Genomic DNA, 17,335 nt, shown 5'->3' with positions numbered 1-17,335 from the left:
ACGCTCTTCGGCAGCTTCATACATGTTTAATAAGGACCCCAGTTGATCATGACCCCAATACAAATAAATACAAGACCAATGACAAACCAAATGAGGGCAAGCGGCACCATAAAACGCAGCCACTTTACATAAGGAATACCACTTGCAGCAAGCACAGCCATCAACACACCAGATGTCGGATTGATACAGTTGACCACCCCTTCACCAAGCATTACAGCTTCTACAGCTACCTGTCTTGTGATGCCCATTAAATCAGCGAGCGGCGCAAGAATCGGGATAAAGACAACGGCTTCTCCTGATCCTGATGAAATCAAAAAGTGAAGAAGCGCACTCGCAATATACATCCCGATCGCACCAGCAATTGGACTAAAGCCTGTCAGCATACTCGCCAAGCCGTTGACCACTGTATCAAGCAGCTTCCCATTTTCTAAAATGACCGAAATACAGCGTGCCATCCCAACAATAAGTGCGCCGTATACAAGGCTTTGACATCCGATAATAAACGTTTTCGCAATATCATTGGCCGCTAATCCTCCAAGCAAGCCAGCTGCAATTGCCATAAAAATGAACACACCGGCCATTTCCTTATCGGTCCAGCCAAGCTGAAGTGCGCCATATAAGAACCCTCCAAGTGACAATCCGCACACCGTTAAAATCAGCTTATGTCTGCCAGTGAATGCAGGCTTGTCCACAGATTCCGCATCTGCTCCGCCAAGCCCCTTAGCAGGAAACCATTGATCGCCAAGAATGCTTCCCTTGTCTTTATTCTTCAGACGTCTTGTATATAAATAGATGTACACAATACTAGAAATAAGGAAACAAAGATAAATGATGACACGCAGGCCAATGCCAGAAAAGATCGGCAGCTCTGCGATCGTTTGTGATAAACCTAATGGAGATGGAGATAAAATCGTTGCATTAAACCCTGCATAACAGCCGATGTATATGACAGCCGCTCCTGCTACAGCATCCCATTTCAAGGATCGTGCCACAATGATGCCAATCGGAATAAACCCAATAACAGAGTTCACGACAATTCCGGTCGTTCCAAGGACTGAAAATAATCCCCCAACAATACAAATAAACAATAACTGCTTCGTTTGAAACCGGCTGATGACATGGTGAATCATCCCGTTAATAGCACCTGTCTTCTCCAAAATGGCAATGGTTCCGCCCGTAAATAGAATCAGAAAAATAATAGATGCGGACCCTACCATTCCTTCTTGTATCGCAGTGAAAAAGCCAACTGGACTCACAGGTGATTGATCAATGCGGTGATAGCTGCCAGGAACGGCCGTTGTGATCTCCCCAGATGTCTTTCGATCAAACTCACCCGCTGGTACAAAATACGTTGCTATCGTACAAATCAATGCAATCATAAATAAGAGAACATACGCATCCGGCATTTGAAGTTTTCGTTTCTGTTTCTCTGGTGCTGATACTGTCGCAGTTTTCATGTGCCAAAACCCCTTTGTCCCGATCGGAATTTCACTTAATTTTCAGAATAATCAAATGATGTGTTATATTATAAACACTGTTGATATTTAAGATCAATATTATTTCACTAAAATAATGTTTTGGCAGATTATCTGTCAGCAAGGAGGCTCTTCATGACAACTTTGACAAACGAAATGAAACAAACCGTGACAGACATCTTCGAACACTTGCATGCCCACCCAGAAATCAGCTGGGAAGAAACAGAAACGACTGCTTATATTGAAGGTATATTGAAAAAATTGGGCTGCAAAACTCAAACATTTGACGACTGTACAGGGGTGATCGGTGAAATTGGAGAAGGCGCACCAGTGGTCGCTGTGAGAGCCGATATTGATGCACTTTGGCAGGAAGTAGATGGAGAATTTCAAGCCAATCATTCATGTGGCCACGATGCACACATGACAATGGCTCTTGGTACCTTTATGGCATTAAAGGAAAAAGAACGCCCGAACGGCACAATTCGTTTCATCTTTCAGCCTGCCGAGGAAAGAGGCGGCGGTGCGCTGAAAATGATTGAAAAAGGTGTGCTGGCAGATGTCGATTACTTATATGGCGTACATGTGCGCCCAATTCAAGAAACATTAAACGGACGCTGCGCTCCTGCTATTTTGCACGGATCAAGTAATCATTATGTCGGCACAATTACTGGAGAGGAAGCGCACGGTGCACGTCCACACCTTGGCATCAACGTAATAGAAGTGGCTTCAACCCTCGTGCAGAGACTCGCGCATATCCATGTCGATCCACGAGTCGCCCATTCTGTGAAAATGACCAATTTACATGCTGGCGGGGGCAGCTCAAACATCATCCCAGGCAAAGCTTCTTTTACATTAGATGTAAGGGCGCAAACAAACGAAGTAATGGATGAGCTAGAAAAAGAAATTGAAAGAGCAGTTCATTCTGTAGCGGATGCCTTTGGTGCTTCCATTACACTTTCAACAGACCATCGTCTGCCTGCCGCTACGTTAAATGAGGAAGCTGTCCAGATCATGTCTCATGCGATTGAACAGGTTTTAGGCCAAGAGCAGCTTGATCCCCCAATCGTCACAACAGGTGGAGAAGACTTTCACTTTTATGCAGCAAAGCTTCCGCATATCAAATCTACGATGCTCGGTTTAGGCTGTGATTTAAAGCCAGGTCTTCATCATCCGTACATGACCTTTGACCGCTCTGCAATCTTTACCGGCATTGAGATTTTGACTGAAGCTGTCTATCAAACGCTCCAGCAGCATTCATCATAAAATGAAAAAGCCACCCGCCTTCTCTTCAGGACGGGTGGTCGCTTTATATTATGCATTCAAATCTGCCATGGCTGGAACGTTGATTTCTTTCACACAAGATACCCTTGATAAGTGAATCACACATCTAGCAAGCTCCACAATATCCTGAACAGGGATTCTCGTTTCATCATATAGAGTAATGGCCTTTTCGGCTCCCTCTTCATACGGAACCTCTGCCGCCAGCTCTCCTGGATTGATACAGGTAACAGATATTTTATCTTTTCTCACATGCTCTCTCAGCGCATTCACAATTCCGCGCAGGCCAAATTTAGATGCAACAAACGAGACTTGCGGCAGGTTTGTATGATCGAGTCCAGCCGTTGAGCCAATCACGATGATTTTCCCATTCTCCGATTTCCTTACGTGCGGAAGCAGTGCCTGGATGTACGTAATGGTTGAGGTGACATTCACATTAATTAAGTGCGCAATATCCTCTGGCTGATCGTGATCAAAGGAATAATCGTCTTCAAAGCCTCGTTTTTCCCATAAACCGACGTTATAAATAAGTACATCAATCGTCTTGTTCTCCAGTGCTTCGAGCATATAAGGGATATGCGTTTGGCTTGATAAGTCGATTTTCAGCCAAATTCTATGTACACCGTCATCTATGCTCAAACTGCTTGGTTCACTTCGCGACACAATCCAAACTGTATCTCCACTTGAAGGAAGACCCTTTACAAAAGCATCTCCTAATCCTTGACTTGCACCGAATATGATATAGTTTTTACTCATAGCTCCTCCTTCTATGGCACAGAAACTGAAAGCGTTTTATACCTATATCATACAGATTCTAAGAGACCACCGCCTCTTTTATGCTTATCTTCACTTATTGATGGGTACGGCTACTGGATTTCCTTTAATTCCACTGGTAATGCACGTGCCTCTATAAAGCTTTTGATCATTTCTGTGAAAAGTTCTTTTTTCTCAAAAGTAAATGTATGCCCAATACCGGGAACGATGACACCTACTGCCTTCGGATGTGAATTTGTTATTTTTTTTGCTGACCGTGTCATAATGCCTTTTTCTTTTTCTCCCACTGTGACAAGAATGCGTGCCTTTGCTTGCTGAAACGTGTCTGGGAGCCTGTAATGGAGGTTTTCTTGAAACATCGTAAGTAGGGTTTTCTTCTGCAAATGTTTCGATTCCGCCGCATAATGATGCAGTACATGTTGCGGGAGCCCCATCTTTTCGGCTTGGAGCTGGATAAACCAATCTTTCTTTAATAATGGATACGTCAGTGGCAAGAGCGGTCTCACCATGAAATGGAGCCATGGCAGAGGCATCACGAGGGCGCTATTGATGACAGCGATGTCTACGATATCTGGCTCTCTTGATAACACATCAACGGCAATCTGTGCACCTAAAGAAAATCCAATCAGAATCACTTGACGGCCATTCGCGTTTTCCTTGATCCATGAGATGACTTCTTGGGCGCTTTCATTCATTGAAAATATCTGTTCTTTTGCTCTTGTCCCATGTCCAATGAGATCAGGGGCAAAGCATTCATACGTGTCCTTAAATATTTCAACCTGCTCCTGCCACATCCAGCTGCTTACTCCTCCACCATGCAGAAAAATCATGATTGACCTATCCATCATCGACGACAACTCCATCCTTCTATATAAGAAAAAAGCAGCCGCTTTTTGAGCAGACTGCTTTTTCCACATGCTCCCTTCTATTATAAGGGAACCATTACATCATTGACTATTTTTTCAAATCTTCAATGGAGTTTACGTTCTTCATATATTTCGGAACAACTAGCCCCATTCGAAGGCCTTTCATACTTGTACCAAGGTCGTCATATTTTCCTTTAAACTTCGCTGCATACGTTTTATGCGTATTTGGCAGCCAAGCGGATAATGATGCATCCGCACTTCCGGTTGCAATTGCTGTCCACATTGGACCTGCTTCAACCTGAGTCAAAGTCACATTAAACCCGAGTTCACGCAATACTTCTGCCGCAACATTGGTACTTGCAATCTCACTATCCCAGGCAACGTAGGCAAGATTGATTTTTCCACCATTCGACTTTTTCACGCCTTTTGTCCATTTCGCTACTTGGTCTTTATGTTTTTTCACATATTTTATGGCAGCATCCTTTGGTTTCACACCATCTTGAATATCAATCATGACTTCGCCCATGTCATCTTGAGACCATTTAAACTGACTAAGCATTTTGGCTGCTTCCGGCTCATCCTTTGCAAAGCCTTTACGTGAAATCGTATGAATTTCTTCCGCTTCACCGTAAGATTTTTTTGGATCATCTAGATATTTTAAATCATAGCGGGAAAACATCCAGTGTGGATTCCAGCCAGTGATGATGATTGGCTTTTTACGGTCGTAAGATTTTTTGAGTGTTGCCGTCATAGCTGCACTTGATGCAGACACAACCGTCCAATCCTCTAAGCCGTAATCCTTTTTCGCTTGATCTGTCAGTGCCATAATCCCTGAACCTGGATCGATTCCGATAATGGTCTTATTCACCTGCTGTGCTGCACTCGCATTTGAATCTGTCTGCGCACCGCAAGCGGCTAGTAAAAAGACAAGCAGGGCGGTCATCCCAATGTAGAGAGACTTTTTCCACATTAAGCATTCCCCCTGGTTTTTTTCGTTTTAATGTTTTGTGTAATACGGTCAAGTGTAATCGCCACAATAACAATGGCAATACCTGCTTCAAAACCAATACCTGTTTTCAGCTGGGTTACCGCACTATATACTTCTGAACCAAGTCCTGGTGCACCCACCATTGCTGCAATAACGACCATTGATAGAGCCAGCATGATACTTTGGTTAATACCAGCTAAGATGGTTTTTGTTGCAAGTGGAAGCTGAACTTTGAATAAACGCTGGAATGTCGTTGAACCAAATGCTTCTGTTGCTTCAATTAAATCAGCTGGTACTTGTTTAATACCGAGAATGGTCATACGGATGGTTGGCGGCATGGAGAAGATAACCGATGCCACAACCCCAGGAACAACCCCAATATTAAAGAAGAAGATCGCTGGTAATAGATAAACGAATGCAGGCATTGTCTGCATTAAATCTAAAATAGGTGTCACAATTTTACGCACAGTTTCCTTCTGTGATGCCCAAATACCGATCGGAACCCCGATCACAATAGAAATGACCACAGCGGTCAAAACGAGCGCAAGTGTTTGAAGCATTGGATGCCAGTAGCCTAAATAGTCGATCAGTAAAAATCCAATAAGTGTGAAAAGAGCAACTCCTCTTGTACTGATCCACCAAGCAATGCCGGCAAAAATAAGGGTTAAAATAATGGATGGAATGACGCCAAGTGCAGCCACAATCCCATTTACTGTTCCTGCTAATCCATTTGTGATGCCATCAAAGAAACCACCAAACGTTAATGTTAACCAGTCAACAAATTGATCGATATATTCCGCAAACGGAATTCTAGGTAAATCACTCATACTAAACATCTTATTCTACCTCCTGTGCAGAAGGCTCTTGTGCTTTAATTTCCTCTAGCTTGTTAGAAGACATGTTGATATACTCATCATTTCCTGATAATGCACCAATCAATGCACCTCGGACCACAATGCCCTTCATTCTGTTTTTCTCATCGACAACGGCAATCGGAATGTTCGCATCAGACACCGCATCAAAGATCTCTGTCAAATACGTAGATTCCAACACTGTCGTAAATTCTTTATCGAGAACCGTTTCAAGCGACGCTCCCGTTTCTGCTGCTTTCTTCGCTGCTTGGGCAGAAATGACACCTAATAAATGCTTTTTCTTATCTACCGCATAGATAGACGAAATCCCTAGGTTTTTCATGAGCGTAAGCGCAACACGTGCCCCTTTGTCAATCTGAACTGTTTCTGCACGTTTCATAATATGACCAGCGGTTAATACTTTAGAAAGGTCAACATCTTCAACGAAACGTTCAACATATTCATTCGATGGGTTCATTAGAATTTCTTCTGGTGTTCCGATTTGAACGATATTTCCGTCCTTCATGAGCACAATGCGGTCGCCAATACGAAGCGCCTCATCTAAATCATGGGTAATGAAAATGATCGTTTTTCCTACAGATGTATGAAGCTCAAGCAATTCATCCTGCATATCTTTACGAATTAATGGGTCTAGTGCGCTGAATGCTTCATCCATTAATAAAATGTCAGGGTCATTTGCTAACGCACGTGCCAATCCAACACGCTGTTGCATCCCACCACTTAATTGATTTGGGTATTGCTCTTCAAAGCCTTCAAGTCCAACAAGCTTTAAAGATTCAAGCGCTTTTGGTCTGCGCTCTTCTTTATCTACACCTTGCAATTCAAGACCATACTCTGTGTTCTCAAGAATTGTACGGTGCGGGAACAATGCGAAGTTTTGGAAAACCATGCTGATCTTTTTCCGTCTGACTTCACGCAATTGATCCTTTGACATATTTGTTATCATATCCCCATCAATATAAATTTCACCGGAGGTTGGTTCGATTAACCTGTTTAGCATCCGCACAAGTGTGGACTTTCCGCTCCCTGATAGCCCCATGATGACAAATATCTCGCCGTCATAAACATCAAAATTTGCTCGATTGACACCAACTGTTGCGCCGGTCTCTTTTAGGATCTCTCTTTTTGTTTTCCCGTTTTCAAGCATTTGAGATGCTTTTTTAGCATTTTTACCGAAAATTTTAGATACATTATTTATCTTGATTTTGATATTTCTCTCTTCAGAATTCATATTTTCCCTCCAAATTAGCATCTTTATAACCGTAACATAAGCGTTATGATGCGAACAATCTTTAGAATTCGCTTATTTCCCCACAATATGTATGAATTCCATATAGAGGTCTGGTCATTAGAGTTTATACGCCGTATTACTCGTAAATCCTATAGAATGCTTCATAAACTACATATTTTACGGGGTATTTCCTCTCACCAGACAATATTTTACTGGAAATTCCTAATTGTGCTAAAAAATAAGTCGAATCCTCGTCATAGCAGTTTTTTTGAATCATGGGCGAACCATTCCCCTGAACATGATTTACCCGAAAATGGTCACATAAAAACCTTTTGTCTCAAATTTTATTTAAATTCACAAAAAAACTGCCTGCAACTTTAGTTACAGACAGCTCGTTTTTTTAGGACTCTAGGGCAGCCCGCTTAATATTATCTTGAAGCTCAAGCATACGTTTTGTTCCATCTTCACGTAATCGCTTGTTCTCTTCTTCGATCTGTTTCGTCTCTTTCATCCCTTGTACAATTGTATTAAAGGAAGATTCGATCGTTTCAATGTCGATGCTTGGACGGCCGGATAATTTGGCAATCTCCACACTTTGACTTGAAATGTTTTCAGCGTTTCGTTTCAGCATTTCATTTGTTCTTCTATCCAGCTCACTCATGGAATCAGCGACAAGCTTTTGTCTCTTCGCTGTCACAGCTTGAATGATCCCATTTTTGAAGATTGGAATGGTGATAATGAAGGCAGAGTTGATTTTACCGATTAATTTTGTATTCCCACGCTGAAGTAAACGGATTTGCGGTGCCGTTTGAAGCGCGACCATTCTTGCCATATCAAGGTCATATACACGCTCTTCAAGCGCTTGAATCCCATTACGAAGCGTATCAAGTTCCATTTGTGCCAGCTGGTTTCCACTAGCTGCTTTTTCTTCATATGAAGGAACCAATTGCTTTAATTCTTCAATTTTCATTTGACCGGCTACGACATACTTTTCAAGCTCCATGTAGTATTGAATGTTATGCTCATACATTTCTTCAAGCGTCACAGTCGATTTGGTCATTTCATCTTTATATTTACTAATTTCTACATTAATTTTTTCAATCTCAGCACCGAGCGTTTGATATTTACTAAAAATCTTTTCAATCATGCTGCCGCCGCGTTTAAAGATTTTTGACAACAAACCACCCTTCGGCTCGTCAAAATCATTTTTATCAAAGCGATCCATAATCTTGCCAAGCTGCGTCAGCATTGTTCCTGAGTCAGTGACGCTTGTTGAACGCATCATTGAAAGGATACGATCAGAGAACTTAGAGATTTCAACGGCTGGCTGTTTTCCGTATTCAAGAAGCTCAAGCTGATTTTTCGCATCGATCTGTCTCGCAATATTTTGCACTTCTGGTTCGTTTCGAAGCTGAACGCGAATATCGTCTGCCTTCTCAATCGTGATTTCCTCTTTATCAATTGAAATGATGTCATTTCCGTTTGTATTTGTCATAAGCTTTGATCTCCTTATCGGTTTTTAATGGATTGAAATAACTTTCTAACGATGGACGGCTCTTTAAACTCCTGGTTCATGACCATCTCATCAAGCCAATGGGTATCAAATAATTGGTCATCGATATACCGTTCGATACACTGATATCCCGCCGGATGATATACGAAGAGATCCACACCCATTTCATTTAGGAAAATCAGGGCGGCCGCATCAGAACGAGTCAGCTCCCCATTATATTCCGTATGGTATAAAATCACTTTCGGTACGGTTTGTGCATAATCAAAGGTTTGAATCAGTTCAATGAGATCCTGGCTCAAATGCAGAACCTGCTTGAATAAATAAATGCGGACATCTAATTCGGTTTCATTGCCTTGTTTTAATAGCTTCGGATGCTGACAGATTCGAGATATCGCCTCTGCTATCGCACGCTGCGCGCCCTCATATAGATGAGAAAACTGCCACACATTGCTTTTCATTAATAATTCAGGATCAATCTCTCCAGTAGCAGACAGTGCATGCTGATAATGAAATTGATAATTCGAAGTCACTTCTTTCGTAAAAGGAAAATGGCGAATGGTCTTCGTCTCTTTCCCCTCCATTAACGTGTGAATGCGATCCCAGTATTCACGCTTGTCTCGTGTGACACCCATCATTTTCGCAAAAAGATTCGGAATCTGTATCGTGTCCCGGTCTGCTTTGAAATTCGGGCGGATAAAGGATCGTTCCTTTGCAATTAAAAACAGCTCATCATACGTTGTCTTCAGCGTAATGGAATGAGGAGTATGATCTCTGAATTGCCACGGCTTATACAGCATTGAATCTTCCGTGTGAAGCACCTCTTCAAGCTCTCTTGTCGAGCGGTACGCCACCGTTGATTTCCTCTCAGGCTTTTCAGTAGGGAACGGCTCAAGCTTTGAAGTCCCCGGGTACTGATCAATAAAAGTCAGCTTTTCTTCTGGATCTAATTCGCGAAACGAATCTACGCCTTCTGGATGAAATAGCACAACATCACAGCCAATCAGCATGACATAGTAAAGAAAATAAAGCTGACTTTTATTCGCCTCTCCATACCAAATGACAGCCGGCATTTTTTCTTCTATATTGACTTCCTTCAGCCATGGACCTAGATGGTTATTTGAAAACTTCACGACATCCAGCAAGACCCGGCGGAAATCAGGATGCTGAAATCCACCCTCATGCAGCTGCTTGAAATGCTCAAACACCTTGATCAATGAAAGACGGATATGCCGGTTCATCACAGGGTTTGGATGGCGGACAATCAGCTGTTCACCATCTAAAAAAGCCACAAAGCGATTCACGGACAATCCCTTTTCTTCTTGGTTAATCAAATGAATACGCTGCAACGCTTGAAAATGCTCTGGCTCAATATGACGATTGAGCGTTTCACTTAAAATATGCATGCCGTCTGTTTCGTATAATTCATGTAAATAAATAAAATAATCGGTTGCATCATGCGGAGTTCCAAGGACCCGGGCGGTGAGACGCGGTAAGGACAATGTATGCTCGTCCTTTACATAACCGTCTCTTTCAGGGAGCGGCTTTTTCAGCACGTTTTTCCAGGCTTCCTGCTCCGCCCGTGTATGGGTGACATTGATTTCTTTATAACTCACGCCGCTCCTTCCTTTCTCCTATATTTTCTAGAAAGCTACTACTATCATATCATTCAGCCTTCTACTTCTGCTATCGAATCGAAGGCTTTTTTGCGTTCGTCATCTGCTCAATGACAGAAGCGGTGATTTCATCCGCTGCGGCCATGCCAAAGGCTGCTGTCGGCTCAAGTCCTGGGTCAAAGTCGAGAACTTCTCCATGCCTTGGGGCAAAGCCCTTATCTGATTGACGAATGAGCCCCGCATCTAACAGGGAATCACCCGCACCATAGACGTATTCAAGCTTCAGCCTGTCCTTTAGAAAAGCAACAGCATCCCACTTATTAAGCGGCTGTGGAATAAAATAAAGCTTCCGTCCCTGAAGAGAAACCTGCCAGCCTCTCTCCTCACCCCACAGCTTCAACTCAGCAAGCGGTATGTGAGATAAATACTCATCTTTCATAATCAAATAAAGAAATCTTCCCTCTGCTGTACGGGTACGCTTCACCCAAGCCGCAACCGGAAGTTCGGAGATCGCCCTCAGCATCTCTCTGACTGGCATACACTCCCTAAGTCTCTCATCAACAATGGCCTGCCAATCCTCAAGCGGCTTGCCATGGTGAAGAATACAGCCCCCGTTTGTTGTGACAGCATACTCCGGTTGAAGCTCTTGTTGAAAGAAGGTGATCCGTTCATACTGTGCAGTCGTTCTTGTCGTCACTGGAATGAACCAGCCTGATTGATGAATCGTCTGCAAGGATCTTTTCGTTTCAACAGACATATAGGAAAGCGGCCGTTCGTCCAGCACCTCAACTAAATCATACTCTCCTTCATACGCATACTGGTCAAGCACTCGATGTGAGTAAATCAGCGTTCGGTCTAAATCACTGGCAAATGCATATGTCTTCATGACGTTTGCTCCAGCGGGCGAATTAACCCGCAGCACGTGTAGGACATATTGGCATATTCAATGACAGGAACGCCTCTGTCCTCAGCCAAAAGCAAAATATGCTTCAGCTTTTCCTGAGATCCAGGCTGAATCAAGATTTTCCACGGGATTCTTCTAAGCAGCACGCGGGTCGTCTCACCAACACCCGGCTTAATCAAATGGGTATTTTTAATTTGAAACTCCTGACCGATTGCTTCAATGGATGCCATTCCGCGCCAATCTGCCGGCGTCCCTTGCGTAAGTATGGTTTCTGCTTTCTCTTGTACATTTGCTCCGAGGCTGGAAAATGCTTCTTCAATCGTATCCACATACAGATTGGACACATCCTCATCAAGCAGCTCTTTATAATACTTTGCCCCATGGAAATCATCGGCATTGATCCAGCGGTTGTTTAGTACCGTACGACTGACAAGCCCTGATACCGTCGAATTCAGGCAGGCACTTGGAATGAGAAAGTCCTCTCTCGTTCCATATACATGTGTACAATAGCCAGGGTCAGCCAGCACAGCCAGCTCACTCGAAAGACGCACGCCATACTTTTTTTCAAAATCAATCACAGCTTTTTCGAGCTCTTTCGAAATCGCACCTTTTCCAGTCCATCCATCGATAAAAGCAATTTCAAAGCCTGGATGTTCTTTCAGCATATAATGCAGTGCATTCTCGTCTATTCCGCGGTCGCGAATAATAGAGATGCTGTAATGAGGCAGATCGATACCATATGTCTTTCGAATATATCGTTTGATTAGCACCCCGATCGGTGTTCCTGCACGCGCCAAGCTGCAAAGCACGGTTTTGAAGCCTCGCTTTTTCATAATCTGTTCTGCTACAACAGCTACTGCTTCGGCTACCTTTTCCTTACTTTCTTCAAGAGATTGATAGAATAAAGTCATATAAGATTCAGTTGGTTTATATTCAATTGGCAGCATTTCTGAATAATGCGCACCACTCTGAATGGAACGCTCCCGCTCTTCTGTACTTTTCTCCATCTCAATAGAGGATAAATCTTTGAGTAAGAAGGTTACATCCTGCTCTGGATAGCTTCCCATCTTTGTATACACGTTAGCCATTCACCTTCACCTCGTCTGATAAAGTCACAATATGCACATGCTTCACATGCCGCTCGGCAAATAAATGAATAAGCGGAAGCAATGCCTCCTGAGAGACCTTTTTCTCAAAAAAGAGAAATACATCATCATATTCACCTTTTGGAATGTTGTACACGTAGTGCTGAATTCGGGCATCCTCTGGATTCATAAAGGTAAACCCATTTTGGACAGCGTATCCATCCTTTTCGACTGGGTGAATAGGACTTCTCGTTGTTGAATGAAAGCGAATGCCTTCACCCATATGTGCAGACAGTCTCATCGGTACATACATCAGCTCACCTGTCCCTAAGCAAAGTGTTTGCTTCCCTTTGCGTTCCTGCCGCAGCTTCAAACCCGCTTCAGCAGCTGCTTGGTCAAGTGCTTCCGTATCTGCTGCGTTTAAACCAAAACGGCCCGTTTCATGTATATATGGCGAATGACCAGCCGAATTTGCTGCATGAGAAAGTGAATACGGCACTTGCTTAAAGAAAGATTGAAGAGAATGAAAAGAGAGACTTGGCCGCTTCTCTTGCTCCGCAATCTCATACGAATAAGCTGGTTCATCAAGCGTTTTGCCTCTAAAGACCATCTGCCCTTTTAATAAAGACAATGATGTGATGTGAATTCCGAGCTCCTCTTCAAGCTGGCACATGGCTTTCTCATGCTCCTCCGTCCGCCAGTCCAAAATGGAAAGAATGGTATAAGAATGCCGCGGGTACTTTGCATGAAGGTCACGAATGATGTTGATATTTGTACGGCCTGTCGTGACTTCATCATCTACTAACACGATGGGGCGGTCTGTGCGAAGTAATGCTTCATCTGCATAACAAAGCTGGTCTGTTGCATGCGAATGTTCTTCTTCAAATACCAATGACGGGTCAAGACCCAGCAGCTGTTCACGTGTCGTATGAATGTAAGATGCGCCTTCTAGCACATCATACACACCATGTCCAAGGGCTGTTGCCGTTTCCGCAAAGCCGATGACGACAGGCTCATTGCCAGCTGCTAGCTTTTCTTTTTTGAGTGTTTCATAGGCTGCCGTTAACGCCGCGTGATCATCCGTCTTGAGTGCCTCTACAAGAAAATCTTGGTACGGAGGCGTCTGTCCCGTTTGCTCTTTGGCATATGCCATCGCTAAAAGACCCGAGACAAGGAGCGGTTTCACTGGATGAACAGGAATATGCTTTCCAAGTACCTTACTAACGAATAAAAAGGCTCTTTTTTTGTTCACCCTTGCTGCCATCTCAAAAAGATGCTCTTTCTCCAGCTGGAGCGCACCTTCTTTGAGGTCAAGCTCAACCTCCATATGTTCCAAGATGTTCAGCGTATGTCGCTTCTGATTCTGTGAGTATGTCGATATAGCTTCTATTTTCATGAAACACCCCGTAAATGTCTGACTTAATTAATATCTGCTCTGCCCACCTGTAATGGGGCTTCGTTTCATTCATCTTATTAGAGAAGACACTCTTCATTACGCCAACTGTGCCGTCAGCATGTTCTAAAATACTTAATGCATCCATGTACTCTTCCTTTGTCACAACGTACATGCTTTGCACTGGCTTGAGATGTGTTGGATGGATCACTGTCTTCCCATGTATGCCGTTGGCTACATCGAGTTTTGTCTCCTTGAGTAAACCTTGTACGTCATCGAATTCAGATAAGGACAGCTCACCGCCCTTAGAAAGCGCACGGATGAATGGTTTTTGTTCCTTTCGTGCAGGGCCAAAATGCTCCCATACTGCACCTGAAACAACAAAGGAACGACCAAAATAATTGATCATATCTGTGATCAAATCAGCAATCAATCTGATTTCATAGATGGTGGTGTCACGATCACGGCGAATGCCATATAAGCCGCAAAGATCCGTTGCCCCAATACGAATATTCAAAATATATTCTTCATCATTCAGCATGATCTGCTTTAACTCAGACAGCACCGTATATCTTGTTTCTTTTTCTAATAAATCGGGTGTTTCCAAAATGGGCATACCGTACAGCTTTGTCTTCGTTTGTGCTGAAACCTGTTTCAAGCTGTCCAAATAATCCTTCGCATTATGAATAGAACACTTCGGAAATACAAAACCCGTCAATAAATGAAGAGATGAACCTAGCAAATCTGCCATTTCAAGCAGCTGCTTCGGTGAACGAACCCGAATAAATAAAAGCGGCAATTGTTCAGCCGTTTCAGGCGTATGCGTCAATTTGTCCGACAGTTTGGCGAGTTGTACCACTAGATTCTGCTCAGCCATTTCCACTTCTTGATCACCGATGGCATCCTCTAAACAAAATACAACAGAGCAAAGCGCTTCATATTTCTGCGACAGCAGCATGTCTGCTATATCCTGTCTTGTTGCAGGCATATACAAAGTAGCACCTAATGCATGCGCAAGTACGTGCCTTGGCGTCATCAAATGCATCGCCACCGGCCGTTTGAAAAAAATATCGTGCTGCCTCGCCTCTGATAAAAACTGAAAATACCGCATGCTGTGCCACCTCCTGTTGTTGAGAGAAAATCGAACAAATGACTTGATGATTCAAAAAAGGATGGAGCCGCTAATCAACTCCATTCCTTTTTGATCGTCCTATTCTTCTTTTGAAGCCGCAGCTTCGTTTGTTACACCTTGATGTTTCTTCTTATTGATTTTATGAACAATAAACGTTCCGATAAATGCTAGGATAATAATCGCAAAGAATACAAGATGCGGGATTTCAATGTGAGCAGCACTCAAGCCCATTTTGATCGCAATGATCCCGATAAGAATAAACGCTGTATTCTCGAGCTCTGGGATACGGTCAATAAGAACAAGGAACAACTGTGCCACTGTACGCATCATGAGAATTCCAAGCATTCCGCCTAATAGAAGAATCCATACTTCCTCAGATACAGCGAATGCTGCAAGAATACTATCAACCGAGAAGGCAAGGTCCATAATTTCTACAGAGATAACGGTTGCCCAGAATATACCAAATACCCGAATCAACCAGCCTTCTTTTTTCAATTCCTTCGCTTCATCATCGCCATCACCTAACCAGAAGTGCTTAATGACAAGCCATGCTAGGTAAGCAGCTCCAAGAACCTTAATCCACCAGAATTTAATAAGCAGCATCCCTACGCCAATGAATAGAAAACGGAAGAAATAAGCGCCAATTAATCCGTAGGTTAATGCCTTTTTACGCTGCTTTTCCGGTAAATGTTTCACCATCACGGCTAATACAAGTGCGTTATCTGCTGATAACAATCCTTCAAGCACGACAAGCGTCCCAATAAGCCCCCAAGAGACAGGGTCTGTTAACACCTCTGCCCACATATGCCAATCAAAAAACGAGGCATATGTATCCAACATATGTTTCAAAATGTCCAACTGGTTTTCCTCCTATAAGTGTAGAAGCATCAGCAGGCTTTCGCCTGCTGCTATTCTTGATCGCTATTTCTTTCTCACTTTGGAAAAGGCCCTCATATGAGTTTTTGACAGCACCTCTTGAATTGATTTGTTTCTCTTATTTACACTTCTAACCCATAATTTTGACAAAGAGCTGCAAGTCCGCCAGAGAATCCGCTTCCGATCGCGTTAAACTTCCAATCACTTCCGTGTCGGTACAATTCACATACCACAACAGCTGTTTCAATTGAGAAGTCTTCGCCTAAATCGAAGCGAATCAATTCTTCCCCGCCCTCTTCATTTACAACACGAACAAATGCATTAGAGACTTGTCCAAAATTTTGGCTGCGCGTCTCTGCATCATGGATCGTAACTGTAATTCCGATACGATCAATGTTAGCAGGAATTTTCGAGAAATCAACGAGAATTTGCTCGTCATCTCCATCTCCTTCACCCGTCCGGTTATCACCTGTATGAGTGACACTGCCGCTCGGATGCTGAAGGTTATTATAGAACACAAAATCTGTATCTTGCTGACAACGATTGTTTGCATCTACCAAGAAAGCCGATGCGTCCAAATCAAATTCGGCTCCGCCAGAATATTTATTCGTATCCCAGCCAAGACCGATCATCACTTTCGTCAGCCCTGGGTTGGTTTTAGTTAAATCGACACGTTGTCCTTTTGAAAGCTGAATCGCCATATTCGTATCTCTCCTGTCTTTGAAAATAGGAAACTATCGTTATCCGATATCTAAGCCGAAGTCCGTTGCAATGCGTGCAAGACCGCCTTGATAGCCTGATCCGACAGCTGAGAATTTCCATTCCCCGCCATGACGGTATAATTCACCTACAATAATGGCTGTCTCAATTGAGAAATCCTCTGCCAAATCGTAGCGAATAAGTTCTTCATTCGAAGCCGCATTTAAAATACGTACATATGCGTTAGACACTTGTCCGAAGTTTTGACTGCGCGCTTCTGCATCATGAATGGTAATGACAAATGAAATCTTCTCAATACTTGCTGGTACAGCTGCAAGGTCAACATTGACCTGCTCGTCATCTCCGTCCCCTTCACCAGTGCGGTTATCGCCTGTATGTACGACACTGCCGCCTCCGCCAGTTGTTTGGTTGTAAAAGACAAAGTCAGATGGAGAGCTTGCTTTACCTGCTGCATCTAAAAGGAATACACTTGCGTCTAGATCAAAGTCATGTCCGCCGTCATACTTATTGACGTCCCAGCCAAGACCAACGACTACTTTTGTTAAACCCGGATTCGTTTTTGTTAAATCAATTTTTTGACCTTTCGCTAAAGAAATTCCCACTAGGAACCTCTCC

16 protein-coding genes are annotated in these 17,335 nt (G+C 43.2%); 1 reads left to right on the top strand and 15 read right to left on the bottom strand.

Features of this window, described 5'->3' with window-relative positions:
* Window positions 1–26 precede the first annotated feature (26 nt).
* Window positions 27–1,457, bottom strand: a complete 1,431-nt coding sequence (locus OIT90_RS14170) for a YfcC family protein (protein ID WP_474892649.1) — start codon at window positions 1,455–1,457, stop codon at window positions 27–29.
* Window positions 1,458–1,610: 153 nt separating this feature from the next.
* On the opposite strand from OIT90_RS14170, the gene OIT90_RS14165 reads away from it, so the two are divergent.
* A complete protein-coding gene (locus OIT90_RS14165; protein WP_039176301.1) occupies window positions 1,611–2,738 on the top strand; it encodes a M20 peptidase aminoacylase family protein in 1,128 nt (375 codons plus the stop codon).
* A 48-nt stretch (window positions 2,739–2,786) separates the two neighbouring features.
* On the opposite strand, the gene OIT90_RS14160 is transcribed toward OIT90_RS14165, so the two are convergent.
* The 14 genes from OIT90_RS14160 to OIT90_RS14095 all read right to left on the bottom strand — a co-directional run bounded on the left by OIT90_RS14160 (window position 2,787) and on the right by OIT90_RS14095 (window position 17,322).
* Window positions 2,787–3,509: an SDR family NAD(P)-dependent oxidoreductase gene (locus OIT90_RS14160; protein WP_058837272.1), complete on the bottom strand. Its 723-nt coding sequence runs from the start codon at window positions 3,507–3,509 to the stop codon at window positions 2,787–2,789.
* Window positions 3,510–3,619: 110 nt separating this feature from the next.
* On the bottom strand, window positions 3,620–4,375 hold the full coding sequence (locus tag OIT90_RS14155) for an alpha/beta fold hydrolase (RefSeq protein ID WP_260980337.1): 756 nt from the start codon (window positions 4,373–4,375) through the stop codon (window positions 3,620–3,622).
* Window positions 4,376–4,481: 106 nt separating this feature from the next.
* Entirely contained in the window at window positions 4,482–5,363 is an 882-nt protein-coding gene (locus tag OIT90_RS14150; protein WP_144490693.1) for a glycine betaine ABC transporter substrate-binding protein, read from the bottom strand.
* Window positions 5,363–6,208, bottom strand: coding sequence for a glycine/proline betaine ABC transporter permease subunit OpuAB (gene opuAB / locus OIT90_RS14145; RefSeq protein WP_039182966.1), 846 nt, complete (start codon window positions 6,206–6,208; stop codon window positions 5,363–5,365). The genes OIT90_RS14150 and opuAB overlap by 1 nt, the downstream gene beginning before the upstream one ends.
* 10 nt (window positions 6,209–6,218) lie before the next feature.
* Window positions 6,219–7,484, bottom strand: coding sequence for a glycine/proline betaine ABC transporter ATP-binding protein OpuAA (gene opuAA, locus OIT90_RS14140; RefSeq protein ID WP_039176292.1), 1,266 nt, complete (start codon window positions 7,482–7,484; stop codon window positions 6,219–6,221).
* A gap of 400 nt (window positions 7,485–7,884) precedes the next feature.
* Window positions 7,885–8,979: a toxic anion resistance protein gene (locus OIT90_RS14135; RefSeq protein WP_034283225.1), complete on the bottom strand. Its 1,095-nt coding sequence runs from the start codon at window positions 8,977–8,979 to the stop codon at window positions 7,885–7,887.
* A gap of 14 nt (window positions 8,980–8,993) precedes the next feature.
* Window positions 8,994–10,610, bottom strand: coding sequence for a YceG family protein (locus tag OIT90_RS14130; protein WP_474892648.1), 1,617 nt, complete (start codon window positions 10,608–10,610; stop codon window positions 8,994–8,996).
* Window positions 10,611–10,680: 70 nt separating this feature from the next.
* Window positions 10,681–11,496: an HAD family hydrolase gene (locus OIT90_RS14125; protein WP_342503058.1), complete on the bottom strand. Its 816-nt coding sequence runs from the start codon at window positions 11,494–11,496 to the stop codon at window positions 10,681–10,683.
* Window positions 11,493–12,602: a cysteine protease StiP family protein gene (locus OIT90_RS14120; protein WP_474892647.1), complete on the bottom strand. Its 1,110-nt coding sequence runs from the start codon at window positions 12,600–12,602 to the stop codon at window positions 11,493–11,495. The genes OIT90_RS14125 and OIT90_RS14120 overlap by 4 nt, the downstream gene beginning before the upstream one ends.
* Window positions 12,595–13,926 carry a phosphoribosyltransferase family protein gene (locus OIT90_RS14115; protein WP_144516442.1) on the bottom strand — a complete coding sequence of 444 codons (1,332 nt, stop codon included), beginning with the start codon at window positions 13,924–13,926 and terminating at the stop codon, window positions 12,595–12,597. Before OIT90_RS14115 ends, OIT90_RS14120 begins: the two co-directional genes overlap by 8 nt.
* Complete coding sequence (locus tag OIT90_RS14110) at window positions 13,916–15,103, bottom strand: HpcH/HpaI aldolase/citrate lyase family protein (RefSeq protein ID WP_144490692.1); 1,188 nt, start codon at window positions 15,101–15,103, stop codon at window positions 13,916–13,918. Before OIT90_RS14110 ends, OIT90_RS14115 begins: the two co-directional genes overlap by 11 nt.
* 99 nt (window positions 15,104–15,202) lie before the next feature.
* Window positions 15,203–15,982, bottom strand: a complete 780-nt coding sequence (locus tag OIT90_RS14105; protein ID WP_039176272.1) for a TerC family protein — start codon at window positions 15,980–15,982, stop codon at window positions 15,203–15,205.
* Between the two features lie 140 nt (window positions 15,983–16,122).
* Window positions 16,123–16,701 (bottom strand): TerD family protein, encoded by a 579-nt coding sequence (locus OIT90_RS14100; protein WP_034664245.1) that lies wholly within the window; start codon window positions 16,699–16,701, stop codon window positions 16,123–16,125.
* Window positions 16,702–16,740: 39 nt separating this feature from the next.
* Complete coding sequence (locus OIT90_RS14095; RefSeq protein ID WP_039176267.1) at window positions 16,741–17,322, bottom strand: TerD family protein; 582 nt, start codon at window positions 17,320–17,322, stop codon at window positions 16,741–16,743.
* Between the last annotated feature and the right edge of the window lie 13 nt (window positions 17,323–17,335).

It is taken from the genome of Bacillus sp. ABR (genome assembly GCF_056172715.1).
The sequence above is the reverse complement of the archived record's forward strand: the minus strand, read 5'-3'. Positions and strand labels throughout refer to the sequence as shown.

What these genes read in the sequence shown, in the direction of transcription:
- OIT90_RS14100 (WP_034664245.1), bottom strand. Translation starts at nt 16,701, where the DNA reads ATGGCGATTCAGCTTTCAAAAGGACAACGTGTCGATTTAACTAAAACC.
- OIT90_RS14150 (WP_144490693.1), bottom strand. Translation starts at nt 5,363, where the DNA reads ATGTGGAAAAAGTCTCTCTACATTGGGATGACCGCCCTGCTTGTCTTT.
- OIT90_RS14160 (WP_058837272.1), bottom strand. Translation starts at nt 3,509, where the DNA reads ATGAGTAAAAACTATATCATATTCGGTGCAAGTCAAGGATTAGGAGAT.
- OIT90_RS14120 (WP_474892647.1), bottom strand. Translation starts at nt 12,602, where the DNA reads ATGGCTAACGTGTATACAAAGATGGGAAGCTATCCAGAGCAGGATGTA.
- OIT90_RS14155 (WP_260980337.1), bottom strand. Translation starts at nt 4,375, where the DNA reads ATGATGGATAGGTCAATCATGATTTTTCTGCATGGTGGAGGAGTAAGC.
- OIT90_RS14165 (WP_039176301.1), top strand. Translation starts at nt 1,611, where the DNA reads ATGACAACTTTGACAAACGAAATGAAACAAACCGTGACAGACATCTTC.
- opuAA (WP_039176292.1), bottom strand. Translation starts at nt 7,484, where the DNA reads ATGAATTCTGAAGAGAGAAATATCAAAATCAAGATAAATAATGTATCT.
- OIT90_RS14135 (WP_034283225.1), bottom strand. Translation starts at nt 8,979, where the DNA reads ATGACAAATACAAACGGAAATGACATCATTTCAATTGATAAAGAGGAA.
- opuAB (WP_039182966.1), bottom strand. Translation starts at nt 6,208, where the DNA reads ATGAGTGATTTACCTAGAATTCCGTTTGCGGAATATATCGATCAATTT.
- OIT90_RS14115 (WP_144516442.1), bottom strand. Translation starts at nt 13,926, where the DNA reads ATGGAGGTTGAGCTTGACCTCAAAGAAGGTGCGCTCCAGCTGGAGAAA.
- OIT90_RS14170 (WP_474892649.1), bottom strand. Translation starts at nt 1,457, where the DNA reads ATGAAAACTGCGACAGTATCAGCACCAGAGAAACAGAAACGAAAACTT.
- OIT90_RS14125 (WP_342503058.1), bottom strand. Translation starts at nt 11,496, where the DNA reads ATGAAGACATATGCATTTGCCAGTGATTTAGACCGAACGCTGATTTAC.
- OIT90_RS14110 (WP_144490692.1), bottom strand. Translation starts at nt 15,103, where the DNA reads ATGCGGTATTTTCAGTTTTTATCAGAGGCGAGGCAGCACGATATTTTT.